The 26,205-nt window shown below is 68.9% G+C and carries 23 protein-coding genes; 8 read left to right on the top strand and 15 right to left on the bottom strand.

All coding sequences use genetic code 11. From position 1 onward, the window contains the following. Nucleotides 1–13 precede the first annotated feature (13 nt). From pspAB to ACWEOO_RS31310, 4 genes are read right to left on the bottom strand one after another with little or no spacing between them, the layout of a single operon-like run. A complete protein-coding gene (gene pspAB, locus ACWEOO_RS31325; RefSeq protein WP_355700280.1) occupies nt 14–577 on the bottom strand; it encodes a PspA-associated protein PspAB in 564 nt (187 codons plus the stop codon). Between the two features lie 17 nt (nt 578–594). Continuing rightward, a complete protein-coding gene (htpX, locus tag ACWEOO_RS31320; protein ID WP_359925973.1) occupies nt 595–1,488 on the bottom strand; it encodes a zinc metalloprotease HtpX in 894 nt (297 codons plus the stop codon). A gap of 46 nt (nt 1,489–1,534) precedes the next feature. Beyond that, entirely contained in the window at nt 1,535–2,062 is a 528-nt protein-coding gene (locus tag ACWEOO_RS31315; RefSeq protein WP_359925970.1) for a DUF1003 domain-containing protein, read from the bottom strand. Next, entirely contained in the window at nt 2,052–3,341 is a 1,290-nt protein-coding gene (locus ACWEOO_RS31310) for a magnesium transporter MgtE N-terminal domain-containing protein (RefSeq protein ID WP_452146096.1), read from the bottom strand. The genes ACWEOO_RS31315 and ACWEOO_RS31310 overlap by 11 nt, the downstream gene beginning before the upstream one ends. 89 nt (nt 3,342–3,430) lie before the next feature. Here ACWEOO_RS31310 and ACWEOO_RS31305 point away from each other — a divergent pair, with 89 nt between their 5' ends. After that, the gene (locus tag ACWEOO_RS31305) at nt 3,431–4,399 is read left to right on the top strand and encodes a helix-turn-helix domain-containing protein (protein WP_359925964.1); all 969 of its coding nucleotides are present in this window, start codon (nt 3,431–3,433) and stop codon (nt 4,397–4,399) included. A gap of 105 nt (nt 4,400–4,504) precedes the next feature. Next, a complete protein-coding gene (locus ACWEOO_RS31300) occupies nt 4,505–8,152 on the top strand; it encodes a S8 family serine peptidase (protein WP_452146095.1) in 3,648 nt (1,215 codons plus the stop codon). Here the strand turns inward: ACWEOO_RS31300 and ACWEOO_RS31295 are convergent. After that, complete coding sequence (locus ACWEOO_RS31295; RefSeq protein ID WP_363717239.1) at nt 8,149–8,676, bottom strand: hypothetical protein; 528 nt, start codon at nt 8,674–8,676, stop codon at nt 8,149–8,151. The two genes, ACWEOO_RS31300 and ACWEOO_RS31295, sit on opposite strands and share 4 nt — an antisense overlap. 125 nt (nt 8,677–8,801) lie before the next feature. On the opposite strand from ACWEOO_RS31295, the gene ACWEOO_RS31290 reads away from it, so the two are divergent. Continuing rightward, nucleotides 8,802–9,764 carry an HpcH/HpaI aldolase/citrate lyase family protein gene (locus ACWEOO_RS31290; protein WP_359925947.1) on the top strand — a complete coding sequence of 321 codons (963 nt, stop codon included), beginning with the start codon at nt 8,802–8,804 and terminating at the stop codon, nt 9,762–9,764. Here ACWEOO_RS31290 and ACWEOO_RS31285 read toward each other — a convergent pair. After that, complete coding sequence (locus tag ACWEOO_RS31285; RefSeq protein ID WP_359925944.1) at nt 9,761–10,360, bottom strand: LuxR C-terminal-related transcriptional regulator; 600 nt, start codon at nt 10,358–10,360, stop codon at nt 9,761–9,763. The genes ACWEOO_RS31290 and ACWEOO_RS31285 overlap by 4 nt on opposite strands. A gap of 41 nt (nt 10,361–10,401) precedes the next feature. Continuing rightward, a complete protein-coding gene (locus tag ACWEOO_RS31280; RefSeq protein WP_359925941.1) occupies nt 10,402–11,052 on the bottom strand; it encodes a peptidylprolyl isomerase in 651 nt (216 codons plus the stop codon). Nucleotides 11,053–11,184: 132 nt separating this feature from the next. On the opposite strand from ACWEOO_RS31280, the gene ACWEOO_RS31275 reads away from it, so the two are divergent. Together ACWEOO_RS31275 and ACWEOO_RS31270 are read left to right on the top strand one after the other, a co-directional pair. Next, nucleotides 11,185–12,618: a serine/threonine-protein kinase gene (locus ACWEOO_RS31275; protein WP_452146094.1), complete on the top strand. Its 1,434-nt coding sequence runs from the start codon at nt 11,185–11,187 to the stop codon at nt 12,616–12,618. A gap of 107 nt (nt 12,619–12,725) precedes the next feature. Next, on the top strand, nt 12,726–13,916 hold the full coding sequence (locus ACWEOO_RS31270; protein ID WP_452146093.1) for an acyl-CoA dehydrogenase family protein: 1,191 nt from the start codon (nt 12,726–12,728) through the stop codon (nt 13,914–13,916). Nucleotides 13,917–13,986: 70 nt separating this feature from the next. On the opposite strand, the gene ACWEOO_RS31265 is transcribed toward ACWEOO_RS31270, so the two are convergent. Both ACWEOO_RS31265 and ACWEOO_RS31260 read right to left on the bottom strand, forming a co-directional pair. Then, the gene (locus ACWEOO_RS31265; protein WP_359925933.1) at nt 13,987–15,024 is read right to left on the bottom strand and encodes an ArsR/SmtB family transcription factor; all 1,038 of its coding nucleotides are present in this window, start codon (nt 15,022–15,024) and stop codon (nt 13,987–13,989) included. A 167-nt stretch (nt 15,025–15,191) separates the two neighbouring features. Beyond that, on the bottom strand, nt 15,192–16,298 hold the full coding sequence (locus tag ACWEOO_RS31260) for a magnesium and cobalt transport protein CorA (protein ID WP_452146092.1): 1,107 nt from the start codon (nt 16,296–16,298) through the stop codon (nt 15,192–15,194). Between the two features lie 77 nt (nt 16,299–16,375). On the opposite strand from ACWEOO_RS31260, the gene ACWEOO_RS31255 reads away from it, so the two are divergent. Together ACWEOO_RS31255 and ACWEOO_RS31250 are read left to right on the top strand one after the other, a co-directional pair. Then, nucleotides 16,376–16,924 carry a general stress protein gene (locus ACWEOO_RS31255; RefSeq protein ID WP_359925927.1) on the top strand — a complete coding sequence of 183 codons (549 nt, stop codon included), beginning with the start codon at nt 16,376–16,378 and terminating at the stop codon, nt 16,922–16,924. A 95-nt stretch (nt 16,925–17,019) separates the two neighbouring features. Then, nucleotides 17,020–17,523, top strand: a complete 504-nt coding sequence (locus tag ACWEOO_RS31250) for a MaoC family dehydratase (protein ID WP_452146091.1) — start codon at nt 17,020–17,022, stop codon at nt 17,521–17,523. 72 nt (nt 17,524–17,595) lie between these two features. On the opposite strand, the gene ACWEOO_RS31245 is transcribed toward ACWEOO_RS31250, so the two are convergent. From ACWEOO_RS31245 to ACWEOO_RS31230, 4 genes are read right to left on the bottom strand one after another with little or no spacing between them, the layout of a single operon-like run. Further along, entirely contained in the window at nt 17,596–18,906 is a 1,311-nt protein-coding gene (locus tag ACWEOO_RS31245; protein WP_452146090.1) for an alpha-L-fucosidase, read from the bottom strand. Between the two features lie 19 nt (nt 18,907–18,925). Then, complete coding sequence (locus tag ACWEOO_RS31240) at nt 18,926–19,771, bottom strand: carbohydrate ABC transporter permease (protein ID WP_452146089.1); 846 nt, start codon at nt 19,769–19,771, stop codon at nt 18,926–18,928. Next, nucleotides 19,764–20,696, bottom strand: coding sequence for a carbohydrate ABC transporter permease (locus ACWEOO_RS31235; protein WP_452146088.1), 933 nt, complete (start codon nt 20,694–20,696; stop codon nt 19,764–19,766). The genes ACWEOO_RS31240 and ACWEOO_RS31235 overlap by 8 nt, the downstream gene beginning before the upstream one ends. Continuing rightward, on the bottom strand, nt 20,696–21,970 hold the full coding sequence (locus ACWEOO_RS31230; RefSeq protein ID WP_452146087.1) for an ABC transporter substrate-binding protein: 1,275 nt from the start codon (nt 21,968–21,970) through the stop codon (nt 20,696–20,698). The genes ACWEOO_RS31235 and ACWEOO_RS31230 overlap by 1 nt, the downstream gene beginning before the upstream one ends. A 180-nt stretch (nt 21,971–22,150) precedes the next feature. Between ACWEOO_RS31230 and ACWEOO_RS31225 the strand changes: the two genes are divergently transcribed. Continuing rightward, entirely contained in the window at nt 22,151–22,912 is a 762-nt protein-coding gene (locus ACWEOO_RS31225; RefSeq protein WP_363717214.1) for a FadR/GntR family transcriptional regulator, read from the top strand. On the opposite strand, the gene ACWEOO_RS31220 is transcribed toward ACWEOO_RS31225, so the two are convergent. Then, nucleotides 22,818–24,617, bottom strand: coding sequence for a GH39 family glycosyl hydrolase (locus ACWEOO_RS31220; RefSeq protein ID WP_452146086.1), 1,800 nt, complete (start codon nt 24,615–24,617; stop codon nt 22,818–22,820). The two genes, ACWEOO_RS31225 and ACWEOO_RS31220, sit on opposite strands and share 95 nt — an antisense overlap. Then, nucleotides 24,618–26,195 carry a glucoamylase family protein gene (locus ACWEOO_RS31215; RefSeq protein WP_452146085.1) on the bottom strand — a complete coding sequence of 526 codons (1,578 nt, stop codon included), beginning with the start codon at nt 26,193–26,195 and terminating at the stop codon, nt 24,618–24,620. It abuts the gene before it with no gap. Nucleotides 26,196–26,205: the final 10 nt, after the last annotated feature.

Below are 26,205 nucleotides of genomic sequence, written 5' to 3'. Positions count from 1 at the left end.
TGTGATGCTCACTTCACAGCCCTGGCGCCCCGTAGATCGGGAACCAGCGGGAGAGGTCCTGCTCGAAGTTGAGATCCGCGCCCACGACCGACTTGATCTGGAGCTCCTGGGCGTTGTCGCGGCGGTCGGCGCCGACCGGGACGAATGGGTACCAGGAGCCGCGTTTGTAGAGGTAGACGAGGCCTAGCGACTGGCTGCCGTTGGTGAACGCGACGAGCGTGCACAGCAGAGCGTTGCCGAAGCCCGCGTCGACGAGGGAGCTGTTGACCGCGTGCAGGTCGGTGACCAGCGTCTCCAGGTCGTCGGGAGCCGTCTGCCGGACCAGCCAGGTGAAGCCGTACGAGTCCGTCGTACTGGAGAACTTGGCGTTGTCCAGCGCGAGCAGCTTGTCGACCTCCTCGCGCAGCGCGGTGAACCCGCCGCCCTCGGCCGCCTTGAAGCAGACCGACCCGCTGCCCGTCGGACGGTAGCCGGCCGCGGTCTCCAGGGTGATCGCGGCCGACGGAAGCGAGAACAGCTGGTCGAGATTCGGCGGGACGGCTTTGCTCCGCCCGAGCAGAATGTCGAGAAGGCCCATAGGTCGAGGGTAGGTCCCTAAGCTTGCTCGCCCAGCTCGCGGGAGAGGGCGCCGAGGCGGTCGAGGCGGGTCTCGAGCGGCGGGTGCGTCGAGAACAGCGACGAGACGCTCTTGCCGGACAGCGCCGGCGCGAAGAAGAAGGCGTTGAACGCCTGCGCCTGGCGCAGGTCGCGGGACGGGATCCGGGCGATGTCCCCGCTGATCTTCGTCAGCGCCGATGCCAGCGTCGACGGTCTGCCGGTGAGCATCGCCCCGGCCCGGTCCGCGGCCAGTTCGCGGTACCGCGACAGCGCCCGGGTGAGTAGGAACGAGATCGCGTAGACGACGACCGACACCGCGATGATCGTCAGGACGACGAGGGCCGCGTTCTGGTCCCGGTTCCGCCCGAGGCCGCCGTACAGGCCGAAGCGGGTGATGAGGCCCGCCAGGACGCCGAGGAACGACGCGATCGTCATCACCGCGACGTCACGGTGCGCGACGTGCGAGAGCTCGTGCGACAGCACGCCCTCGAGCTCGTCGTCGTCCAGCCGGCGCATGATGCCGGTGGTCACGCAGACCACCGCGTTCTTCGGGTTGCGGCCGGTGGCGAACGCGTTCGGCAGGTCGACGTCGGCGATCGCGACCCGCGGTTTCGGCATGTCGGCGAGCGCGCACAGCCGGTCGATCGCACCGTGCAGCTGCGGCGCCTCCTCGGGCGTCACGATCCGGCCGTGCATCGCGTACAGCGCGACCCGGTCGGAGAACCAGTACTGCGCGAACAGCGCGCCGCCCGCGATCACCACCGCCAGCACCGCGCTCTTGGTCAGCGCGATCAGCAGCCCCACGAAGCCGACGTACAGCAGTCCGAGCAGGAAGGCCGTGATCAGCATCCGGCTGGACAGCCCACGATCAGGAGCGAATCGAGTCTTCATCCCCATGTCCTTCTTCTTCTCACCTGATAGTGAGCGTAGCTCGGGGTCAAACCCGGTCGTCCTCGCGAGTGTCCAGGTCGGCGAGCAGCGAGCGCAGCTCGGAGCGCAGGAAGTCCCGGGTGGCGACCTCGCCGACCGCCATCCGCAGCGACGCCATCTCGCGGGCCAGGAACTCCATGTCTGCCCGGGTCCGGGCGTCCACGTCCCGGTCCCGCTCGTACTGCACCCGGTCGCGGGCCTCCTGCCGGTTCTGCGCGAGCAGGATCAGCGGGGCGGCGTACGACGCCTGCAGGCTGAGCGCCAGCGTGAGGAAGATGAACGGGTACTCGTCGAAGCGCAGGCTCGCCGGGGCGAAGATGTTCCAGCCGACCCAGAACAGGATCGTCGCGGTCATGTAGACCAGGAACTGCCCGGTGCCGAGGAACCGCGCGATCCGCTCGGACAGCCGCCCGAACGCGTCGGCGTCGTACGCCGGCCGCGGGACGAAGGTGCGCCGCCAGTCCCGGGGCACGTCGAGCCGGGTGCTGCCGCGGAACATCCGGCGCTCGTCCATGCTGCGGTCGTCACGGGGCATCGTGGTCCACCTCCTGCGGCTCGGCCCGGTCGGGCTCGTCGGGATGGTCGTGCTCACGCCAGTCCTCGGGCAGCAGGTGGTCGAGGACGTCGTCGACCGTGACCGCGCCGATCAGCCGGCCCTCGTCGTCGAGCACCGGCGCGGCGACCAGGTTGTACGTCGCGAGGTACTTGCTGACCGTGTTCAGGCTGTCGTCGGGCCGCAGCCCGTCCAGGTCGGTGTCCAGGACGGCCGACACCAGCTCCGACGGCGGCTCGCGCAGCAGCCGCTGGATGTGGCCGATCCCGATGAACCGTCCGGTCGGTGTCTCGAGCGGCGGCCGGCAGACGTAGATCATCGCGGCGAGCGCGGGGCTCAGCTCGGCGTTGCGGACCCGGGCGAGCGCATCGGCCACGGTGGCGTCCACGGGCAGGATGACCGGCTCCGACGTCATCAGACCGCCGGCGGTGTGCTCCTCGTAGGTCAGCAGCCGCCGGACGTCCTCGGCCTCGTCCGGCTCCATCAGCGTCAGCAGGCGCTCGGCCGTCTCGGTCGGCAGCTCGGCGATCAGGTCGGCCGCGTCGTCCGGGGACATCTCCTCCAGCACGTCGGCCGCCCGTTCGGTGTCCAGGCCGTCGAGGATCTCGACCTGGATGTCCTCGGGCAGCTCCTCGAGTACGTCGGCCAGCCGCTCGTCGTCCAGCGCGACTGCGATCTCCTTGCGCCGCTTGGGGGACAGGTCGTGCAGCACGCCCGCCAGGTCCGCGGGCCGCATCGACTCGAAGGCGGCCAGGATGTGCGTCGCGCCCTGCCCCTCCTCGATGCGCGTGAACCCGCTGACGTCGCCCCAGTCGAGCACATGGGTCTGCCCGCGGCGCCGGAACCGTTTGGAGCCCTCCCGGACCGCCACCTTGGTCAGCATCCAGTCCCGGGCCCGCCGCTGCTCCATGGCCATGTCGAACACCACCGCGGTGGCGCCGGTGTCGGCGATGGTGACGGTCCGGTCGAGCAGCTCGCCGAGCACGAGCACCTCGGTCGCGCGCTGCTCGAAGCGGCGCATGTTGAGCAGTCCGGTGGTGATCACGTGGCCGACGTCGACCGAGGTGACCCGGGTCATCGGCAGGAAGATCCGGCGCCGGGTGAACACCTCGACGACCAGGCCGAGCACGCGCGGCGGCTGGTCGCCCTGACGCATCATGGCCACCATGTCCCGGACCTTGCCGACCTGGTCCCCGTTGGGGTCGTACACCGGCAGCCCCGCCAGCCGAGCGACGTAGACCCGCGACGGTGATCCGCTCATGTCCGAAGGCTAACCCGCAGAGGCCGGGTCCCGGCTGAGGACGCTTCGTAGACTTTGTTTCTCGGGCAAACAATCGAAGTGGGGGCGGCATGCTGGGATCCACCGGGCTCGGCTCCGATGACGAGGCGACGTACCTGGATCTGATCCGGCGGGGGGCGGCGTCCTTGGTGGACCTGGCCGCACGTATCGGGCGGCCGCTGCAGGAGGTCCAGCGCGCGGTCGACGTACTGCTCAGCGAGGGTTTCGTGCACCGGACGCCGCCGCCGGCCGAGCTGATCGTGCCGGTGCCCCCGGAGCTCGCCGTGGAGCAGCTCATCCTGCGGCAGGAGGAGGAGTTCGACCGGATCCGCAAGGCGGCGTACCGGCTGGCGGCCGAGGCGACCAGGCAGAGCGGCGCGCGGCGGACCGAGGAGCTGATCGAGATCGTCAGCGGCGAGACGGCGGTCGGTCTGGCGTTCGACCGGGTGCAGCGGACCGCGCGGAACGAGATGCGTGAGCTGGTCGCCCCGCCGTACGTCGCCTCGGCGGAGGTGAACAGTACGCAGCTGGCCCGGCAGGGCGCCGGTGTGACCTACCGGGTGGTCTACGACAGCTCGGCGCTGGGCGACGCGGTGCTGGCGGCCAGTGCGGTCAGCCATGTGCGGGCGGGGGAGCAGGCCCGGATCGCGGACGAGCTGCCGACCAAGCTGGCGATCGCGGACCGGGAGCTGGCGTTGCTGCCGCTGGACTGGGCGACACCGGCTCAGGACGCGGCGCTGCTGGTGCATCCGTGCAGCCTCTTGGACGCTTTGGTCGCGCTCTTCGAGACCGTGTGGAATCGGGCCAGTCCGTTGTCGGTGACGGAGTCGGACAAGCTGGAGGCCGAGGAGGCGATGTCGGCCGAGGACCGGCACCTGCTGTCGCTGCTGGTCGCTGGCCTGACCGACGACGCGGCCGGTGCGCGCCTCGGCATCAGTCGCCGCACTGTTGCCCGACGGGTCCAGCAGCTGATGGAGCAGACCCACTCCCGCTCCCGGTTGCAGCTGGGCTGGCATGCACGCGATCGCGGGTGGCTCTAGGTCCCTGGCCGGATTGGTCGTGACCGCTTTGCGCCAGGCAGATCCGTAGCAGCAGGGCTGGGGCGCCGCATGTAATGCGGAGAATCCCCTGAGCTTGGAGTTTCTGTGTCCCTCCCAACGTCCTTCCGCCGTGGGTTGACCGCCCTCGGCGCGGCCGTGCTGGCGCTGACCGCCGTCACGACGCCGCAGGCCGGCGCAGCTCAGCCGGCAGCGCAGCCCGCAACCGGTTCGCACCCGGGCAGTACGCCGCCGCGCACCGTCACGCTGATCACCGGTGACAAGGTCAGTGTGACCACCGTCGCCGGCCGTCCGACCGCGACCGTGCGCAAGCCGAACGGCGGCCCGGCCGGCGCGCACATCATGGCCGTCGGCAACGACCTGTACGTCTACCCGGACGCCGCTCTGCCGTATCTCGCGTCCGGTGTCCTCGACGAGCGCCTCTTCAACGTCACCGAGCTTCTCGCCGACGGGTACGACGACGCGCACAGCGACGGCACGCCGCTGATCGTGTCCTACGCCCCGGGACGCAAGCAGGTCCCGCCGGCAGGTGCGCGCCAGACCCGTGCGCTGACCAGCATCAAGGGCGCCGCCATCACCGCCGACCACGACCAGGCCGCGTCGTTCTGGTCGTCGTTCACCGGCGGGAGCGCGACGGCGCGGACCGGGTTCGCGAAGGTCTGGCTGGACGGCAAGTCCAGGGCGACCCTGTCCGACACGACCGCGCAGATCGGTGCGCCGGAGGTTTGGCAGGACGGCAACACCGGGCAGGGCGTGGACGTCGCCGTCCTCGACACCGGGATCGATGCCGCGCACCCGGACTTCGGCGGGCGGATCGTCGCCTCGCAGAGCTTCGTGCCTGGCAAGGACGTCACCGACCGGAACGGTCACGGGACCCACGTCGCCTCGACGATCGCCGGAACCGGTGCGGCGTCCGGCGGCAAGGAGCAGGGGGTCGCGCCCGGCGCCGGGCTGCACATCGGCAAGGTCCTGGACGATGACGGTGGCGGCCAGGACTCCTGGATCCTCGCCGGCATGGAGTGGGCTGCGCGCGACCAGCACGCCAAGGTGATCAGCATGAGCCTCGGCTCCGGGCCGACCGACGGCACCGACCCGATGAGCCAGGCGGTCAACTCGTTGAGCGCCGAGACCGGTGCCTTGTTCGTGATTGCCGCGGGCAACTCGGGACCGGACCCGTTCAGCGTCTCGGCACCGGGTGCCGCGGACGCGGCTCTGACCGTTGGTGCGGTCGACGGCTCCGACCGGCTGGCCTCGTTCTCCAGCCGCGGTCCGCGCCTCGGCGACAGCGGCCTCAAGCCGGACCTGACCGCGCCGGGCGTCGACGTACTCGCTGCGCGTTCGCAGTACTCGCCGGAAGGTGAGGGGTCGTACGTCGCGATGAGCGGTACGTCGATGGCCACGCCGCACGTTGCCGGCGCGGCTGCGTTGCTGGCGCAGGCTCACCCTGACTGGACCGCGCAGCAGTTGAAGGACGCGCTGGTCAGTACGACCAAGACCACGGTGCAGTACAGCCCGTTCGCTGCAGGCACCGGCCGGCTGGACGTGGCCGCGGCTGTGCGCAGCACGTTGTTCGCGTCCGGCTCTGCCTTCGCCGCGGTGAAGTGGCCGTACCCGGCGAGCGGACTGGTGCAGCGAGACGTCACCTACACCAACAATGGCGCGGAGCCCGTCACGCTGAACCTGTCTCTCAAGAACCAGGGCATCCCCGCCGGTCTGTTCACGCTGACGACTCCGCAGATCACTGTCCCGGCCCACGGAACTGCGACTGCCGGAGTGGTGAGTCACCTCGACATCGCGGCCGATGACGCCGGTTACAGCTCAATGCTCACCGCAACGGATGCGGCCGGAGCAGTACGCGCCCACACCTCGATCGGCGTCAGCAAGCAGAGCCAGCGCGTGAAGTTGTCGCTCCGCGCGCAGGACCCGCACGGCGCGCCGCTGTCCGGCGTCGTCGTACTGAAGGACATCAAGCGGGACGTCGTACCCCAGGTGTTCATGGTGGACGGAAGCCTCGACGTCGACGTCCGCCCGAGCACGTACGCCGGATGGATGTACGCCGACGTCCGCGGCCTGGACGGGTCGCACTCGCTCGGCCGTGCCGTCATCAGCCAGCCCGAGGTCGATGTCGCCCAGGACACGACGGTCACGTTCGACGCGGCCGGCCTGCGCAAGGTCGCGGCGGTCACGCCGTTGCCTAGCGACAACTCCTACGTCCGGCTCGACCAGTACCGCAGCTACGGCGACTTGCATCGCTTTGTCGACACGTATCAGCTGGAGTGGTGGATCTACGACTCTTTGTGGGCCACGCCGAGCCGCAAGGTGACGCAGGGGTCCTACACGTTCGCTACGCGCTGGCGCCAGGTGCAACCCGCTCTGACAGTCGGCTCCTTCAGCAGCATGGTCCAGAGCTGGTCGCCGAAGCTGCCTGAGGGCGTCGGCAACGACCCGGTCGTGTACGTGGGCTCCGACCCGGCGAAGTACAACGTCCGCGGCAAGATCGTCGTTGCCCAACGCAACGATGCCGTACCGCCGACGGCGCAGGCAGCGGCTGCCGCGAAGGGTGGCGCCAAGCTCCTGCTGATCCTGAACGACGGATACGGCCCGCTGGACGCGTGGGCCGATCTCCCGCAGGAGGAAGCGCCGGCACTCCCGGTCGCTTCGCTCGACACCGACCAGGGCCGGCAGTTGCTGGCACACCAACCCAAGCTGCTGAAGCTCGTGTCACACCCGTACCCGGAGTACCTCTACGACCTCGTCCAGCACCATGACGGGGCGGTACCGAAGGACCCCGGCTACCGGCCGACCGCAGGTGATCTGGCGCGGATCGACGAGTCCTTCCGGGACACCAAGCCGGGCGAGGCACTCGACATCCGGTTCGACCTGTCCGCCGACCTGACGTGGGCAGTAGGCGCGGCGTCGACACCAGTGCCTGCGCAGGGTGATCACACTGCCTGGGTCACGGCGTCGCCGCAGGTGAAGTGGCTCAGCATGGCCGCGGTACCGGACCTGTCCCAGCAGGGCTCGTCGTTGTCCTACCGCGCCGGCAGCACGACGAAGGAGACCTGGTTCAGCGGCATCCAGCGCCCACGGCTGCTGAGCGACAGTGCCTTGTCGACGCCGCCGTCACGGGTCGGCGACCTGATGAGCGTCTTCACCCTGCCCGGCTACGCCGACTCAGGTCCGCACCAGGGCATCGTGTACGACGTGGGCGCGCCGGTCACGTCTGCGTTCTACCAGGGCGACACGCTGCTCGGTGAGGGCGCTGACATATTGACGGTCGAAGTCGCCCCGGAGCCGCTGCCGTACCGGCTTGTCGTGGACACCAAGCGCGACCTGCCGAACCGGCCGTACTCGCCGACTACACACACCGAGTGGGCTTTCACGTCCGACGAGGCCGACTACGCGAACCTGGAGACGCTCCCGCTGCTCCAGCTCGACTACTCGATCGCAACAGACCTGTCCGGCCGGGCGAAGCGGCACGCGGACCTGGCGGTGACCGCCTCGCACCTGCCCGGTGCTGTGGACATCGGCAAGGTCAGTGCGGCGACGCTGGAGGTGTCGTACGACGACGGCGCCACCTGGCGAGCTGTCCGGCTGCAGCGGTCGGGGTCGGGCTGGAGCGGGCGCCTGGATGCACCTGCGTCGGCCGAGTACGTGAGCGTGCGGGCGACCGCGCGCGACACGGCGGGCAACAGCGTGAGCCAGACGGTGCAGCGCGCCTTCGGGGTCCGCTAGCTCAGTTTGGGACGGCGCCGCACCGGACGGTGCAACGTCGTCGGTGGCTTGCCGCGGGTCGTGGCTCTGGTCGGTACCGGAGCCTCGGCCCGCGGCGTCGCGTCGTACCGTCCCGCCGACTCGCTGATCTCACCGGTCGGGTCGAGGACAAGAATGTCTGCCTGGCTGCGCCAGCGTTCCAGCTGGGTGTCCAGGTCGGCCGCGTTGAGGCGCTCCGTGCGCAGCACCTGCGCCGCCGCGGTCCACTCCTCGGTCCCGGGTTCGAGCCGTCGCACCGTGGCCTGCCAGCTGGCCAGGCGGTTGGTGGCGGGCTTCGCCGGTACGACGACCTCAACGGAGCCCGCTGTCGCCAGTCCGGGCAGGGGCTGCTCCGCGCCGTCGGCCGAGTCCGCCAGTACGACGTACTGCCCGTCGACCGCTGCGAACCACGCCGGCGCCGGTCGCCGCCCGTCCCACGCCAGCCAGACGAGCCCCGCCTTCTTCATGACGCCGGCGATCTCGCTGACCGCCTCCTCGATGCTCACAGGTCCGAGTGTCCCACGGTGAATCGGGACACACTCGGAAGGGAAGTGAGCCGGGTCACCGGGACAGCGTCGGCCGACGCCGTACGCTGCCGGTGACCGGTGGGTAACCGAGTGGAGGTCGAGCGATGACGGAGCAGGTCTTACGGAGCAGGCGGTCCTGCCTGGCCACGCCGGGGTCGAACCCGCGGTTCCTGACCAAGGCGAAGGGGCTGGACGCCGACCAGGTGTTCCTGGACCTCGAGGACTCGGTCGCTCCGCTCGCCAAGCCGGACGCCCGCAAGAACATCGTCGCCGCGCTGAACGAGGGCGGCTGGGGCACCAAGCTGCGCGTCGTCCGGGTGAACGACTGGACCACCGAGTGGACGTACGCCGACGTGATCGAGGTGGTCGGCGGCGCCGGCGCGAACCTGGACTGCATCATGCTGCCGAAGGTGCAGACCGCCGAGCAGGTGGTCGCGCTCGACCTGCTGCTCACCCAGCTGGAGAAGGTGCACGGGTACGAGCCGGGCCGGATCGGCATCGAGGCGCAGATCGAGAACGCGCTCGGCCTCACCAACGTGAACGCGATCGCGACCGCGTCGCCGCGGGTCGAGACGATCATCTTCGGCCCGGCGGACTTCATGGCGTCGATCAACATGAAGTCGCTGGTGGTCGGCGAGCAGCCGCCCGGGTACGACGTCGGCGACGCGTACCACTACATCCTGATGCAGATCCTGATGGCCGCCCGCGCGCACGGCAAGCAGGCGATCGACGGGCCGTACCTGCAGATCAAGGACGTCGACGGCTTCCGCCGGGTGGCCGGCCGGTCGGCCGCGCTCGGCTTCGACGGCAAGTGGGTCCTGCACCCCGACCAGATCGCCGCCGCGAACGAGGTCTACTCGCCGCGCCAGGACGACTACGACCACGCCGAGAACATCCTCGACGCCTACGACCACTACACCTCGGCCGCCGGCGGCGCCCGCGGCGCGGTGATGCTGGGCGACGAGATGATCGACGAGGCCAGCCGCAAGATGGCCCTCGTCATCTCCGCGAAGGGCCGTGCCGCCGGTCTCACCCGAACCGACATCTGGCACCCGCCGGCCGACTAGACCTGCGCCATGATCGCCAGCAATTGACCGTCGGGGTCGGGGAAGAACGCCATCCATTCCTCGACCCCGTTGTCGTGCTTGTGGATCAGGTGCGGGGCGTTCTCGAACACCACTCCGCGGTCGCGGAGTTCGTCGTACGCCGCGTTGATGTCGTCGACCCGGAAGTACAGGGTCGACGCCTCGCCCTCGCCGACGCTGAGGAACAGCCGCGTTCCGCCGCAGTCGAAGAATGCCAGGTCGCCGAAGGTGTACAGGTGCGGGAGTCGCAGTACGTCGCGGTAGAACTCGACCGCCTTGCCGATGTCGCTGCACGGGCGGGCGATCTGCCCGATCTCGCCAAGCTGCACCATGTCCGGGCCTCCCTGTCTTCGCAACGCGCTGTCGAAGGGCACTCCGCGCCAAGTTCGCAGCTCGGCCCGGCGAGCCAGGCCGAGCTTCTGCAGGGCGTTCGCGACGTGGAACTTGACCGCGTCCACGCTGATCCCGCGGCGCTGCGCGATCTGGCGGTTCGACAGGCCGTGGCGCACCATGTCGACCACCCGCCACTCGGCGGGAGTCAGCACGTCCGGGTGTCTCGGCCGACCGCGGTTGCCCACAACGACAAGCTAGCGCCGCGGGCGCGGAATTACCCTCCCCCTCAGCGGGCCCAGACCTTGTAGATCCGGATCGGCTTGGCCGGCGGGCCGTCCTGGTCGGGGTCGGCGATCCCGGCGGCCACCATCCGGTCGAACGTGGACATGCCGGCGATCACGTGCCCGAGCACCGTGTAGTTGGGCGCGATGTGCGCGAAGGAGTGCACGACGAAGAACTCCGAGCCGTTCGTGCCCGGTCCCTGGTTGCCATAGGCAACGGTGCCGCGCTCGTACGTCTCCTGGCCGGTCACCTCGTCGGGGAACTTGTACCCCGGCCCGCCTTCCTCCTGGCGGTAGATGTCACCGCACTGCAGGACCCCCAGCCGGGCGGAGTTCGTCAGCCGGAAGCACTGGGTCGCGTCGTAGAACCGGCTCTTCACCAGGTGCACGAAGTTGTGGACGCCGCACGGCGCGTTGGCGCGGTCCATCCGGACCACGAACGGTCCGTAGTTCGTCACGAAGTACACGTCGACCGTGCCCTTCGCACGGGCGACCGGGGACGGCACCCGGACCGGCTTGGCGGCCGGGTTCTCCGGGGTCGGGGTGAACTCGCATTTCGCCACCGGACGCGCGCTGGGCGCGGCGGCGGCAGTTGTGGTCGTCAGCGTCGTCGCGACCAGCACGGCCGCGATCAGGGCGGGAATCGATCGCTTCATGCGACACACCGTAATACCTCGATCGCGCTCCGCAGAGCTTTCTGGGGGCTTTCTGAAGCTTTCCGGCCCGGACTCGTACATTGCGGCACTTCCCGCCTAAGGTGATCCGGTCCGCTGCGGAAGGTGTATGTATTGAACGGCAAGGTACTGGCAGGTCGGTACCGGTTGCTGACCCTGCTGGGCAGGGGCGGTGCGGGTGAGGTGTGGCAGGCGGAGGACACGGTCCTCGCCCGCCAGGTGGCGGTGAAACTGCTGCGCAGCCTCGACGGCGATCCGATGGACGCGGTCGAGCGGTTCCGGGCCGAGGCTCAATCAGCCGCTCGATTGACGCATCCGAACGTGGTCGCGACGTACGACGTCGGCACCGAGGGCGACCACGTCTTCCTGGTGATGGAGCTCGTCCAGGGCCCCGACCTCGCCAAGCTGATGCGGACTTCAGGACTCCCGACCGCCGGCCTGGTCGCGAACATCGCCACCCAGGGCGCCCGCGCGCTGGACGCGGCGCACGCGGCCGGGATCGTGCACCGCGACGTGAAGCCCGCCAACCTGCTGCTGGCCCCTGACGGCACGCTCAAGATGACCGACTTCGGCATCGCCAAGCGGGCCGGCAACGAGACGACCGCGCTGGGCGTCCTGCTCGGTACGGCGTCGTACGTGTCGCCGGAGCAGATCCGCGGCGAGCAGGCCACCCCGGCGAGCGACTGGTATGCGTTCGGCTGCGTGCTGCACGAGCTGCTGACCGGCCGGCCGCCGTTCACCGGCCCGACCGCGGACGCGGTCATGCGGCAGCATCTCGACGCACCGCCGCCGCAGATCACCCGCACCGACGTGCCCGCCGAGCTGGCCGGCCTCGTGACGCACCTGCTGGCCAAGAACCCGGCCGACCGCCCGTCTTCCGCGGACGAGGTGGCTGCGCTGCTCAGCGAACCGGCCAACACGCAGGTGCTCGCCTTCACGCCGGGGACTCCGGCTGAGGAGCCGCTCGACATCGGGCACTGGGAAGACGAGCCCACCACGCACCGTGCACCCAAGCGCGCCTTCCCGCTCGCCAAGGTCGGCATCGGCGCCGCGGTGGTGCTCGCAGCCATCAGCGGCCTGCTCCTGCTGCGTGAGGGCGTGACTGACGACACCCCGAAGGCACAGGCCGTCGGTACGCCGTCCGCGCCGGTGCAGAAGGCCACGGCCGCTCCGAAGACCACGCCCCAGCCCACGGCGACGACTCCCACTCCTACCAAGACGACGCCGACGAAGAAGCCGACGCCCAAGCAGACGCAGAATCCGCAGGCGATCCTGATCCAGCAGCTGCGCACGCTGGCCGCGCAGGTGCGCGCGACCCAGCAGAACAGCCGCAGCAAGGCGCCGCGCGAGGCAGCGCACGACCTGGACCAGGCAGCCCAGGCGCTCGACCAGGGCGACACCGGGTCCGCCGCGCAGCACTTCTACGCCGCGCGGCGCACGCTGTACGAGGCCCAGCAACGCCACCGCTGGCAGGCGACCCAGCAGATTGCCACGCTGTTCGAAACCATCAGCCGCTCCCTCCCGCGCCCCGACCGCGGCGGCGAGTGAGGCACGCGACCTTTCCCGGGTGGCCGGTGTCACAGCGGGTGTCACCCTCGTGCCGGGATGCTGGTAACCGCGATACTCGCGGGTAAGCCGGCCGAAGGAGACGCACGATGAGCAGGTTGCAGCAGACCGACGGGCTGACCGACGTCCAGGAGGAGATCCTGAAGACGGTCCGGGCCTTCGTCGAGGCCGAGATCCTCCCGGTCGCCACCGAGCTCGAGCACCGCGACGAGTACCCGACCGAGATCGTCGAGGGCCTCAAGGAGCTCGGCCTGTTCGGGCTGATGATCCCCGAGGAGTACGGCGGCCTTGGCGAGTCCCTGCTGACGTACGCGCTGTGCGTCGAGGAGATCGCCCGCGGCTGGATGAGCGTGTCCGGCATCATCAACACGCACTTCATCGTCGCGTACATGCTGCTCCAGCACGGGACCGACGAGCAGAAGCAGAAGTACCTGCCGCGGATGGCCACCGGCGAGGTCCGCGGCGCGTTCTCGATGTCCGAGCCGGGCTGCGGCTCGGACGTGTCCGCGATCAAGACCAAGGCCACCCGCGCGGGCGACGGCTACGTGATCAACGGCCAGAAGATGTGGCTGACCAACGGCGGCTCGTCGAACCTGGTCGCGGTGCTGGTGAAGACCGACGAGGGCGCGGACTCGGTCTACAAGAACATGACCACGTTCCTGGTCGAGAAGGAGCCCGGCTTCGGCGAGGTCGACAAGGGCCTGACGGTGCCCGGCAAGATCGAGAAGATGGGCTACAAGGGCGTCGACACCACCGAGCTGGTGTTCGACGGGTACGCGATCGACGGCGCCCAGATCCTCGGCGGCGTACCCGGCCAGGGCTTCTACCAGATGATGGACGGCGTCGAGGTCGGCCGGGTGAACGTGGCCGCGCGCGGCTGCGGTGTGGCCCGGCGGGCGTTCGAGCTCGGGATCGCGTACGCGCAGCAGCGCGAGACGTTCGGCAAGAAGATCGCCGACCACCAGGCCGTGCTGTTCCGGCTCGCCGACATGGCCGTCAAGGTGGAGGCTGCGCACGAGCTGATGGTGAAGGCCGCGCGCAAGAAGGACAGCGGGTCCCGCAACGATTTCGAGGCCGGCGTCGCGAAGTACCTGGCCAGCGAGTACTGCGCGCAGGTCGTCGAGGACTCGTTCCGCATCCACGGCGGCTACGGCTTCTCCAAGGAGTACGAGATCGAACGCCTCTACCGCGAAGCCCCGATGCTGCTGATCGGCGAGGGCACCGCCGACATCCAGCGGATGATCATCGGCCGCCGTCTGCTGGAGGACTACAAACTCTGACCCGGCGCGCTGGGTCGACAGGCGGGGCGGTGCCGGTCGGCCCAGCGCGCGATGGGGCAGGGTGCGGGGGCTAGGCGGGGGTGCGGGACCGCGGACGCGGCCGGCCGGAGCCGTAACCGGACAGCAGCCAGATGCCCAGCTGGGTGATCTCGTGGCGGACGGACGCGCCGTCGCGGCGGGTGGTGATCAGGCCGGCCTCCCGCAGGACCGTCGCCTGGTGGCTGGCGGCCGCGGGGGAGATGCGGCAGCGCTTCGCCAGCTCGGTCGTCGTACAGCCGCTCACGGCCGCCTCCAGCGCGGCGGCCCGGGTCGAGCCCAGCAACGCGGCCAGCGGGTCACTCGACGGCAGCTGCTCCATCGACGTCTGCCGCAGGATCCCGGGCGCATGCTGAATGGGGTAGACCAGGATCGGTTTGAGATCCGGGTCCCGCAGCTTGGTCGGTACCTGCCAGCAGAACGCCGAAGGCTGCAACTCGATTCCCCTGCCATCGAGATACAGATCTCGGTCGTTCATGTCCAGCACCTGCAGCACCGGTGGTACCCACCGGACCCGCGGATGCAAGGACGACAACAATCGGTCCACACCGTGCCGGGCCAGCGCCTCCCCGCGATGGGCGTGGTCGGCGGACACGTGCGTCCCGATCGACTTCCAGTACGGCTTGATCGCCGCGTCGTGGTACGTCCGGATGGCCCGGCCGAGCTTCTGCAGCGACGCCCGGCCGCCTTGCGCCAGCTCACGCGTCCAGGGCGACGGCGCCCGGTACTGCGCGAGCAGGTCGAGCTGGCTGCGGAGCTGCTGCTGCGGCGTCGCCAGCGTCTGCTCCAGCGCGGCGTCGAAGTCCGGTGCGGGCTCCGCCGGGGTCAGGAAATCGGGGGAGTACCCCTTCGACGGGGTCAGCTCCAGCAGCAGCCGCATCTGGTCCGGAGCGACCGTGGCCCGGACGTGCCGCCGCCAGTCCTCGAAGATCAGCCGGCCCTCCGAGTGCTGCAGCATGTGCAGGCTCAGCAGCACCTCCCACAGCGGCGCCGGCGTGGTCGCGACCGTGACCCGGGTCAGGTCGCGTGGGGTGAAGTGAATCCGGAGCACCGCGATCCCCTCCCGTCCCAACGTCAAATGGTCGCGGAAAGTAATCAATTCCTGACCGAATGCGATTCGGGAATTGAATCAAGGCAGCAGATCCCGGGACAACAGTTTGAACATTCCAATCCGGGAGGACTTTCGGCCATGGCAAAAGGTTGCCAACTCACCCGACCGGGGTGGAGCGAACTCCGGGGTCAGAGCCAGTGGTTCCGCTTGAACAACCGGTAAAGCACGAAACACGCGCCGAGCATCACGCCGAGCACCACGAAGTACGCGTACTTGAGCCGCAACTCCGGCATGTAGTCGAAGTTCATCCCGTAGATCCCGGCGATCATCGTCGGCACCGCCAGGATCGCGACCCACGCCGAGATCCGCCGCATGTCCTCGTTCTCGGCGACCTGGACCTGGGCGAGCCCCGCCTGCAGGATCGAGCTGAGCAGCTCGTCGAACGAGATCACCTGCTCCTTCACGCGCTGCAGATGGTCGTCGACGTCGCGGAAGTAGTTCCGGGTCTCCTCGGCGATCAGCGGGTGCCGCAGGGTGGCGAGCGCGCGCATCGGGCCGGTCAGCGGCGCCACCGCCCGTTTGAGCTCCAGCACCTCGCGCTTCAGCTGGTACACCCGGTCGATGCTGCGCCAGCCTCGCGGTGTGAACATCGACGTCTCGATCAGGTCGATATCGGCCTGGACGGCGTCCGCGACCTCCAGGTACCGGTCCACGACGTGGTCCGCGATGGCGTGCAGGACGGCGCCTGGGCCGGTGGCCAGCCGGTGCGGCTCCTGCTCCAGATCCTGACGCAGCCCGGTCAGCTCGCTGTGCTCACCGTGGCGGACCGTGACCACGAAGCCTGGTCCGCAGAACACCATGACCTCACCGGTCGCGACCACCTCGCTGGTCGCGGTCAGGTCGCCGTGCGGGACGTACGTGACCGTCTTGAACACCGCGAACAGCGTCTCGCCGTACCGCTCCAGCTTGGGACGCTGATGCGCCTCGGACGCGTCCTCCAGGGCCAGCGGGTGCAGGCCGAACTCCGCGCCGATGATGGCGAGCTGATGGGCGGTCGGCTGGAACAGGCCGATCCACACGAAACCCTGTCCGCGCTGTGCCCGGTCCAGGGCCTCGGTGTAGGAATTGACCCGCCGGTCGCGGACACCGTCGCGGTACAGTCCCCAGTCGACCAGCGCACCCTCGAGCTTGCCGGTCATCACGTCGTCCGGGGGACGCCCGGCGCCGCCGCCACGCCGGGCGAAGACTCGTCCGACACGGCGTGTCGCGCCCATGTCCCATCGTCGCCCGGTCATCACCGGCGAGGCTATCAAGACGTGGTAACCAGCCGTCGGCAATGATGGGGGGTGCAAGCACGTGGAGAGGAACGACGATGACCACGCAGGGCATGCCCTCGATGGACCCCAGGCCGACCGGCCTCACGATCGGGACGTACGACACCTACCGGGAGGCACAGCGAGCCGTCGACTACCTCTCGGACGAGAAGTTCCCGGTCGAGCACACGACCATCGTCGGTAACAACCTCCGTCAGGTCGAGAAGATCACCGGCCGGCTCACCTGGGGCCGGGCGCTGACCGCGGGCCTGGCCAGCGGCGCCTGGTTCGGTCTGTTCGTCGGTCTGCTGCTGGGGTTGTTCACGACCGGCAACTGGCTCGCGGCGCTGCTCACCGGTGTGGTGCTGGGCGCCTTCTTCGGGTTGGTGTTCGGCGGCCTGAGCTACGCGCAGTCGGCCGGCCGCCGCGACTTCACCTCGCGGACCGCGGTGGTGGCGACGACGTACGACGTGCTGTGCGACTTCAAGTTCGCCGAGGAGGCCCGCAACCACCTGGCCAAGCTGGCGCTGAAGGGCGAGGTGCACCCGCTGCTGCCGAACCACGCGGACCAGCCGGTCCAGGAGACGACGCAGCGGCCCACCGACTGAGGTGACCTAAATCTCCCGCCGGTGAGAGCCAGACCACGGTCCGGATGCGCCCGGACCGGCAGCATGGGGATTCCAGCAGCCGAGGAGGAACCGCGATGCAGTTCGGGCGCAGTTACGAGGAGTTCGAGGTCGGTGCGGTCTACAAGCACTGGCCGGGCAAGACGGTGACCGAGTACGACGATCACCTGTTCTGCCTGCTCACGATGAACCACCATCCGCTGCATCTGGACACGAACTACGCGGAAGAGACCACGCAGTTCGGCAAGAACGTTGTGGTCGGCAACTATATCTACTCGATCCTGCTCGGGATGTCGGTCCCGGACGTGAGCGGCAAGGCGATCGCGAACCTGGAGATCGAGTCGCTGCGGCACGTCGCCCCGACCTTCCACGGCGACACGATCTACGGCGAGACCGTCGTCCTCGACAAGTGGGAGTCCAAGTCCAAGGACGACCGCGGCGTCGTCTACGTCGAGACCAAGGGCTACAAGCAGGACGGCACCGTGGTCTGCCTGTTCCGCCGCAAGGTCATGGTCCCGAAGAACAACTACCTCGACGCCCGCGGCGGCGAGCAGCCGGGCCGCCCGGTCCCCGCCGAATAGCAAGGACATGACGAGCGGCCCGTCCGGCGAGGGGAAACCGGACGGACCGCGCGTCGACCGCGGACCGATCGTCTAGAGGAACAGCTCGATCACCGGGACGAGCACGTTCGGCTTCTGGATGGGGAGCTTCAGCGTCAGGGTCTCGGTCGAGACCCCGCCCATCGTGGTGTTCTGGGCCTGCTGGTGCGGGTCGTTGACGATCCGCTTGATCTCGGACGCGTCGTTCAGCAGTTGCGCGTACTTGACCTTGCCGGCCAGACCGTTCAGGTGGATGTGCCCCATCGGCCACGAGAACAGGTGCAGGTAGAGCCGGTCGCCCTTCTGCGTGAAGCGGCAGTCGACGGGAGCGGAGTACTCCGCCGCCGGCCGCGCGCCGCGGATCGACCGCTCGTGCAGCCGCATCCACTCACCGATCGAGGCCAGCGTCGCCAGCGCCCGCGGGTCGAACTCGCCGCGACCGGTCGGCCCCACGTTCAGCAGCAGGTTGCCGTCCTTGGAGACCGAGTCGACGAGCATCTTCACCAGCGTCTCCGGCGACTTCCAGTCCAGGTTGTCCCGGTCGTAGCCCCAGCTGCCGTTCAGCGTCTGACAGGCCTCCCACACCACCGGTACGCCGTCGCGCTGCATCGGCCCGTCCGGCTGGTACTGCTCGGGCGTCACGAAGTCGCCCGGGATGTCCAGCCGGTCGTTGATCAGGATGTCCGGCTGCAACTCCCGGACCATCGCCATCAGTTCCTCGGAGCGCCAGTCGTCGCGGCCCTTGCCGTGGCCGTCCCGCCCGTCCGGGTAGGTGCGGCCCGGGTAGGAGAAGTCGAACCACATGATGTCGATCGGCCCGTAATTGGTCAGCAGCTCACGGGTCTGGGCGTGCAGGTAGTCCGCGTACACCTGGACGTCCCGCCCGGCCGCCTTCGCGATCGCTTCCTCGTCGTCGCGCTGCGGGTGCACCAGGTCGATCGGGAACTCCGGGTGGTGCCAGTCGATCAGCGAGTGGTAGAAGCCGACCCCGAGACCTTCGGCCCGGCACGCCTCGACGAACCGCTTGACCAGGTCGTTGTCCTCGGCGTCCTTGCCCCAGGCGGTGTGCGCGACCGTGTAGTCCGACACCTCGGAGTCCCACAGACAGAAGCCTTCGTGGTGCTTGGTCGTGAGGACGGCGTACCGCATACCGGCCTCGCGGGCGGCCCGGGCCCACTTGCTGGGGTCGTACAGGTCCGGCTCGAAGTGGTCGAAGTACGGCTGGTAGTCCTCGTCGGTCAGCCGCTCGTAGTTCTTCACCCACTCGTGCCGGGCCGGCAGCGAGTACAGGCCCCAGTGGACGAACAGGCCGAACCGCCAGTCGCGGAACTTCTCCACCGAAGCCGCGGGAGGCGTGTCAGTCATCTCTTTGTCTCCTTAGTGATCAACGTCCGCCGAGGCCGGTCACGAGCAGGCCGCGGACGAGGTGCTTCTGCAACAGGACGACGAGCAGGACGGTCGGGATCATCGCCATCACCGACGCGGCCATCATCAGGTTCCACTGGGTACCCTGCTGGCCGATGAACTGGGCCAGGCCGAGCGGGACGGTGCCCTTGTCGGCGACGCTGTTGACGATGATCAGCGGCCACAGGAAGCTGCCCCAGAAGCTGATGAACGTGAAGACGGTCAGGACGGCGATGGCCGGCCGCGCGAGCGGCAGCATGATCCGCAGGAACGAGCCGAACGGCCCGCACCCGTCCACCCGGGCCGCCTCCTCCAGCTCGGCCGGGACGGTCAGGAAGAACTGCCGCAGCAGGAAGGTGCCGAACGCGGTGAACGCCCACGGCAGGATCAGCGCCCAGTAGCTGTCCACCCAGCCGAGCGACTGCATCAGCCAGTACATCGGCACGATCAGCACCTCCTGCGGCACCATCAAGGTCCCGAGGAACAGCACGAACAGTTGCTCCCGGCCCTTGAATTTCAGCCGCGCGAAGGCGTACGCCGACATGCTCGACGCGATCACCACGACGAGCGTGCCGGCGATCGCGACGAACAGGCTGTTCAGGAAGTACCGGCCGAACGGCGCGAACTCGAACGCGTCGGCGTAGTTCTGCCAGCGGATCTCGGACCCGAACAGGTGCGGCGTCGGCGTGAACACCTCGTCCGCGGGCTTCAGCGACGTCGAGACGGCGTACACCAGCGGCCCGAGGAAGACGATCGCGACGATGATCAGCAAGACATGTGAGATGCCGCTGCGGACGCGGCGGGCGGCGACAGAAGTCTCAGACATCGTAGTTCACCCACTTCCGCTGGCCGACGAACTGGATCGCGGTGATGCCCATGATGATCACGAACAGCACCCAGCCGGCCGCCGACGCCAGACCCATGGTGAGGAACTGCCAGCCCTGGTTGTAGACGTACATGACGATCGTCTGGGTGGACACGCCCGGCCCGCCCTGGGTGAGGATGAACGGCTGCGCGAACACCTGGAACGAGGTGATCAGCGTCATCGTGGTGGCGAAGAAGATCGACGGCGTGATCATCGGCCAGGTCACGTACCGGAACCGCTGCAGCGGCCCGGCGCCGTCGATCTGCGCCGACTCCAGCTGCGACTGCGGCACCTGGTCGAGGGCGGCCGAGAAGACCAGGAAGTTGTACCCGAACCCCTGCCAGATCGACATCGCCACGATCGCCGGCATCGCCCAGCTCGACGAGCCGAGGAAGTTCGGCGCGTCGATGCCGAACCAGCTGTTCAGACCGGCGTCGAGCAGGCCGCCGGGCTGGAACAGCAGCCGCCAGACCATCACGTTGGCGACCATCGGCGTCATCACCGGGATGAAGAACAGCACCCGGAACGCCTGCCGGCCCTTGATCTTCGGCCCGAGCCAGGTCGCCAGCCCGAGCGAGAGGACCACGTTCAGCGGCACGTACAGCGCCACGAACAGCGCCGTGTTGAACACCACCCGGCGGAACACCGGGTCGCCGAACAGGTGCGTGTAGTTCCCGAACCCGAGGAACTTGCGCTCGCCGAACACCGGCCAGTCGAACAGGCTGATCGCCAGCGCCATCGCGGTCGGGAACAACGTGAACAGGGCCAGTCCGGCCAGGCTCGGGGCCAGGAAGACCGACGCGTAACGCCCGTCCCGCCGCAACGCCGGCCGCCGCCCCGACCGAACAGTCTCGGTCGGGGCCACGGTGTCGTTGAGGGTCACCATCAGGAACCAGCGCCCGCCTGGTCCTGGATGGTCTTCAGCGCCTGGTCCGGCGGGATCTCACCGTTCAGCGCCTGGGTGCCGAACCGGGTGAGCAGGTCGTTGACCTGGACCCAGTTCTTGGAGGTGACCAGCGGGACCGAGTTCTCCGACGCGTACTCGATGACCTCCTTGGCCTCCGGGATCTTCGCGGCGGTGAACCAGGCCGGGTGCGCCGCGGTCCGGGCCGGGTACGCGCGGCCGGCGGCGGCCAGCGTGGTCAGCGGCTTGTCGCTGGTCATCGACATGATCGCCTGGAACGCGGCGTCCGGCGTCTTGCAGGACCGGGAGATGCCGAAGCCGGAGCCCGCGGTGTAGGTCTTGGAACCGTCCGCACCGGCCGGGATCGGCGCGATCCCGAGGTTGAACTTGACCTTACCGAGCGTGTCGATCAGCGACCACGGACCGTTCAGCTGCATCGCCGACTTGCCGGAGACGAATTGCGTGGTCTCGAAGTCGCTGTTGCCGGACGGCACCTGCGGCGCGATCTTGTCGGTCCGGACGAAGTTCGCCCAGGTCGTGAACCCGTCGGCGAACTTCGCGTCGGTGAGGTTCAGCTTGCCGTCCGCCAGCGGTTCGGCGCCGCTGATCGTGCGTACCCAGGAAGCCGTCCCGAGGTCGGACGGCGTCGTCACCAGGCCGGTCCGTCCAGCACTCGTCAGCTTCTTCGCGGCCGCCTTGAACTCGTCGATCGTCCAGCCCGGCTTCGGGTCCGGTACGCCGGCCGCCTTGAACAGGTCCTTGTTGTAGAAGATCACCATCGGGCCGGAGTCGTACGGGATCGCGATCTGCTTCCCGTCCACCTTCAGGCCGTCCATGATCGGCTTGTCGAAGTCCTCGGGCTTCAGGTTGTACTTCTTGATCAGATCGTCGAGCGGCAGCATCGCGTTCGCGTACGACGCCAGGCGCAGCGACTGCATGCCGATGATGCAGGGGGCCTTGCCGCTGGCCAGCAGGGTGCCGATCTTCGACCAGTAGTTGTTCCAGTCGGTGCCCTGCAGCTTGACGGTGATGCCGGAGTGGTCGGTGTGCGCCTGGTCGGCGACCTTCTGCCAGGCGGCCTGGTCCTCGGTCCCGCCGACCCAGAACTGCCAGGTCAGGTCGGCCTTGTCGGCCGACCCGGACCCGCTGCCGCCGCTGCCGTCGTTGCCGCCGCCACAGGCGGCAACGGCCGTCAGCGCCAGCACCGCACAGGTTGCGGTGATCCAGCGGCGCGCCCGAGTTGGTGTTCCTCTCATCCTGACCTCCAAGGAGAGCTGTAAGTCATCCGATCAATATGTCGAGATCTTGACGAGAGTCAACAGTTGAGGGTCTTATTTCAGGAAGAAAATCAACTCGCCACGCTCTAGCGCAGCACCTAGACCTCCGATGTATGGTCCAAAGACATCGGAGGTTTCAGGGCGAAGGGAGGGGTGCGCATGGCGGTGACCGATGCGGCGATCGACCGGATCAAGCAGATGATCGTGGCCGGTGAGCTGCAACCCGGCGACCGGCTGCCGCGCGAGGCCGACCTGGCCTCCCGGCTCGGGCTGTCCCGCAACTCGCTGCGCGAGGCGGTCAAGGCACTGGCTCTGATCCGGGTGCTCGAGGTCCGGCAGGGCGACGGCACCTACGTGACCAGCCTCGACCCGCCGCTGCTGATGGAGACACTCGGCTTCGTCCTGGACCTGCACCAGGACGCCTCGGTGCTGGAGTTCTTCGAGGTACGGCGGATCCTGGAGCCGGCCGCCGCGGCGCGGGCCGCGCTCCGGATGCCCGACGACGAGATCGCCGGGATGCGCGCACTGCTGGACGACCTCGGCGACGACCCGTCCGCCGACGACCAGCTCGCCTGTGACGTCGAGTTCCACCGGCTGCTCGCGATCGGCAGCGGGAACCGGACGCTGGCCTCGATCATCGAGAGCCTGCGGCAGCCGACCTACCGGGCCCGGATCTGGCGCGGCCTCACCCAGACCGGCGCGGTGAACCGCTCGGTCGCCGAGCACCGCTCGATCCTGGACGCGATCGCCGCCCGCGAGCCCGAGGTCGCCCAGGCCTGGGCGACCGTGCACATCGCGGGCGTCGAACGCTGGCTCAACGAGGCGGTCAAACTCGAGGTGGACGGAGCTCCAGCAGCACAGCGGCCGGCATCGGCAGCGTCACCTCGACCGCTGAACCACTCCACTCGAGTGGGGTACTGACCAACCGTGTGCGTTCGGCCAACTCGGCCAGTTCGTCGTCGGTCGGCCAATCCGGCAGGCCCACGGCGGCTGTCGCCAGGTCTGCAGTGCCGATCGCGAGAGTCGTCGCGGTTGCTTCCCAGCACGAGTCCACACCCGGCAGTTGGACGCGGATGTTCCGCGTCAGCTCGGCGGCGCCGTCCGCCTTCGACTGATCCAGGGTGAGGTTCCACAGCAGTACGGCGATCCGGTCGCGGTCTCTCGAGGCCCACGCTTCCACCAGGCTGCCGCCGCCGTCACCGTCGTACGTGACGGGCAGTTCGACCGGGCCGAGGCGACTGAGCATCGTCATCGCGTGGTAGCGCGGTTTCGCCAGCCCGCCGACGGTCTGCAGGCCGAAACCGCCGTGCAGGAACCGGGGCGGCCGGCCGAGTTCCTCGAAGTGATCGGACGCGACCCAGTACGAGAGCGCGTCGATCCGGCCGGCCGCGGACCGCATACCGCGGAGCAGGAACACCCCGGAGAACACCGAGTCGTTGATCGGGTTGAAGTGCCTCGGCGTGACACCCCACTCGGTCCACAGGATCCGTGCATCGCCGTACCCGTGCCGCTCCAGCGACGCCCGCACGTCGAGCGGCGGAGACCCGTAGGTGTGCGTGGACACGAAGTCGATCGGCGTGCCGTACCGCTTGGTGTGGTCGAGCAGGTCGTCGACCCATCCGGCCGCGGCGGACGACGGCCCGCCGACCGCGAGGCGCGGGTCGACCGACTTCACGGCCGCCGCGGACACGTCGTACAGCTGGAGCCACTCGGCCTTGGTGCCGGACCAGAAGACCTTGAGGTTCGCCTCGTTCCACACCTCGAAGTCCCAGGTCAGCACCTCGTCGAGGCCGTACCGGTCGACCAGGTGCTGGACGAGCGCGCGGACCAGGTCGTGCCAGCGCTGGTACGACGCGGGCGGCGAGATGATCGCCGCGTACTCGAAGACCGTCTTGGTGGGATCGCTCGCCAGCTCCCGGGGCATGAACCCGAGCTCGACCACCGGCCGCAGCCCGATCGCGAGCAGCTTGTCGTAGATCGCGTCCACCACGGAGAAGTCGTACGACGGGCCGTCGACGACGTGGGTGTCGTCGTGGAAGATCGCGTGCGCGCGCACCGTCCGGACCCCGAGCTCGTCGTGCATCCGGCGCAGCGCGTCCTCGAGCTCGCGGCCGATCTCGTGCCCGCCGGTGAGGTCCTTGCAGAGCAGCTGGCTCAGCCGCTCGCTGCCGACCATCGGCTCCCACGGCCGCTCCAACTCGATGCCCTCGGCAACCACGTCGACAGTTACTGTGACGGTCGGAGCCACGGTACCGGCGACCAGCGGCACGGCGCCGACAGTGGAGCTCGGCCGCCCGTGGGCCGTCACTTCGGGCACGCTCGCCACGGCGTAGCGGTACGGCGTGCCCGGGGTGCACGTCGTGTCGACGTACGGCGGCGACGGGACCGGCAGCACGTCGCCGCTGTGGTGATCGACCGGCTCCAGCGGGCCGTGCGCGCCGGCGCCGCGGAGGATCAGGTAGCCGGCCGCGCCGTCCACCGGCGACCAGCCGATCGTCACCTGGCCGACGCCGCCGGCCGCTGTGACCTCCTTCGGCGGATCGAGGTCGGGGAAGGTGAACTCACGCTCCTCGTCGCTGCGCAGCGCGATCCGCTCGTCCCAGTCGGCCTTGGCGTTCTCCAGCATTCAGGCGACTCCGGATTCGAACTGTTCCATCCCGATCAACGGCCGGATCCGCTGCTCGACCGTCCGGCTCGCGAAGCTCCGCCGGATCAGGTCGTTGCCGAACACGTTGCCGATGGCACCCATCACCATGGCCTGGTCGAGCGACAGGTACCGCCGCGCGATCAGTCCCGACTTCACCGCGACCGAGTCGTAGAACCCGCCGCCGCCGTACGCGTGCAGGGTGTTCTCGATCTTGCTCAGGTTGTCGATCGCCTGCCGCGGCGCGTACGCCATCGCGAGGAACGCGGCGTGCGGCGTGACCACACCGTCGCCGTAGGCCGGGTTCGGATTGGTGCCTTCGCGGCAGCCTTCGAACCCGCCGTCGTAGTTGGTGCCCTCGAGGTCGGACGGGTAGCCGGACGGGTCCATCCCGATCGCCTCGACACCGTAGACGGAGTACCCGCCCTTCGGGTTCGACGCGGGAGAGAAGCCCCAATAGCCGTAGCGAGCGTCGTCCAGGCCGTGCTCGATGTGCGCGCGGACGGTCAGCGGGTGGTTGAGGCCCCAGCTGCGCGGCGCCCAGGTCGCCTCGGGCACGAACAGGTCGGGCATCAGCGACTCGAACATGTCGCCGCCCCAGGACGGGACCAGCCGCATCCCGCGGTACTCGTAGGTCCCTTCGAAGACGTCGAGACCGAGGTACGTCCGGTGCACGCCCTTCGGCTTCTGCTCCACCCAGGACCAGTCGCAACTGTCCGGGAAGGTGCGGTACGTCGCGAAGTACTGCGTGTGCGGGACCTGGTTGAGGGCGAACCCGACGTATCCGGCGATCCGCGCCTCGGTGTTGCAGGTGTCGTAATGGAACTTGCGGTAGTACACGTCCGGGCCGACGCCGGCGTGGTTGCCCTGGTCGGTCTCCTCGTCCGGCGGCGGGGTCTCGAAGAAGCCGCCGCGCATCAGGCCGCCCGGGCGGGCCGCGGGGTTGTAGTAGAACGCGAAGTTCATCTTGTTCAGCAGGGAATCCGCGAGCGCCTGGGCACGCGGCTCGGCGTTCCGGACCACCATCAGCGCACAGGCGAACCAGGCGTTGTCGACGCTCGACACGAACGGCGTGATCGCCCTGGTGCCGTCCGGGTCGGTGTGCAGGACCTCGCCGGTCGCCTCGTCGTACCAGTTGAAGAACATGCCGCTCGGCTCATGATGGACGACGTTCTTCATCGTCGTCAGCGTCTGCGTGATGCGGCGCAGCGACTCCTGCGGCGAGATGATGCCGAAATGCTTGGCGACGACCGTGCTCCACAGGTAGCCGCCGATGTTGGTGGGGGAGGTGTACTTGCTGCGCACCGGATTCGTCACGAACTCACCGATGTTGTCGGCCGGCAGCCCGGTGCGCTCGTCCGTCATGGCGACCAGGCTGCGCCAGGTGTCGCGGGCCCACCGCCCGGCCAGAGCGCGATCGCCCGGGCTCGGCACCCACCCGCCTTTCAGCAGTTGGGCGGGTGCGGGCGTCCCGCCGTACGCGGATGATCCGGCGGCCCCGGCCACGGCGAGCGCTCCGGTGGAGGCGAGCAAGGTGCGGCGACTGATGAAGGCGGTCATCTGAAGTCTC

Source organism: Kribbella sp. NPDC004138, assembly GCF_053603655.1.
Note: the sequence above shows the minus strand (reverse complement) of the source record. Positions and strands in the feature narration are given on the sequence as shown.

Bases quoted from the DNA above. Each gene is read 5' to 3' on its own strand.
- pspAB (WP_355700280.1), bottom strand. From the start codon at position 577: ATGGGCCTTCTCGACATTCTGCTCGGGCGGAGCAAAGCCGTCCCGCCG.
- htpX (WP_359925973.1), bottom strand. From the start codon at position 1,488: ATGAAGACTCGATTCGCTCCTGATCGTGGGCTGTCCAGCCGGATGCTG.
- ACWEOO_RS31315 (WP_359925970.1), bottom strand. From the start codon at position 2,062: ATGCCCCGTGACGACCGCAGCATGGACGAGCGCCGGATGTTCCGCGGC.
- ACWEOO_RS31310 (WP_452146096.1), bottom strand. From the start codon at position 3,341: ATGAGCGGATCACCGTCGCGGGTCTACGTCGCTCGGCTGGCGGGGCTG.
- ACWEOO_RS31305 (WP_359925964.1), top strand. From the start codon at position 3,431: ATGCTGGGATCCACCGGGCTCGGCTCCGATGACGAGGCGACGTACCTG.
- ACWEOO_RS31290 (WP_359925947.1), top strand. From the start codon at position 8,802: ATGACGGAGCAGGTCTTACGGAGCAGGCGGTCCTGCCTGGCCACGCCG.
- ACWEOO_RS31280 (WP_359925941.1), bottom strand. From the start codon at position 11,052: ATGAAGCGATCGATTCCCGCCCTGATCGCGGCCGTGCTGGTCGCGACG.
- ACWEOO_RS31270 (WP_452146093.1), top strand. From the start codon at position 12,726: ATGAGCAGGTTGCAGCAGACCGACGGGCTGACCGACGTCCAGGAGGAG.
- ACWEOO_RS31260 (WP_452146092.1), bottom strand. From the start codon at position 16,298: ATGACCGGGCGACGATGGGACATGGGCGCGACACGCCGTGTCGGACGA.
- ACWEOO_RS31255 (WP_359925927.1), top strand. From the start codon at position 16,376: ATGACCACGCAGGGCATGCCCTCGATGGACCCCAGGCCGACCGGCCTC.
- ACWEOO_RS31250 (WP_452146091.1), top strand. From the start codon at position 17,020: ATGCAGTTCGGGCGCAGTTACGAGGAGTTCGAGGTCGGTGCGGTCTAC.
- ACWEOO_RS31245 (WP_452146090.1), bottom strand. From the start codon at position 18,906: ATGACTGACACGCCTCCCGCGGCTTCGGTGGAGAAGTTCCGCGACTGG.
- ACWEOO_RS31240 (WP_452146089.1), bottom strand. From the start codon at position 19,771: ATGTCTGAGACTTCTGTCGCCGCCCGCCGCGTCCGCAGCGGCATCTCA.
- ACWEOO_RS31235 (WP_452146088.1), bottom strand. From the start codon at position 20,696: ATGGTGACCCTCAACGACACCGTGGCCCCGACCGAGACTGTTCGGTCG.
- ACWEOO_RS31230 (WP_452146087.1), bottom strand. From the start codon at position 21,970: ATGAGAGGAACACCAACTCGGGCGCGCCGCTGGATCACCGCAACCTGT.
- ACWEOO_RS31225 (WP_363717214.1), top strand. From the start codon at position 22,151: ATGGCGGTGACCGATGCGGCGATCGACCGGATCAAGCAGATGATCGTG.
- ACWEOO_RS31220 (WP_452146086.1), bottom strand. From the start codon at position 24,617: ATGCTGGAGAACGCCAAGGCCGACTGGGACGAGCGGATCGCGCTGCGC.
- ACWEOO_RS31215 (WP_452146085.1), bottom strand. From the start codon at position 26,195: ATGACCGCCTTCATCAGTCGCCGCACCTTGCTCGCCTCCACCGGAGCG.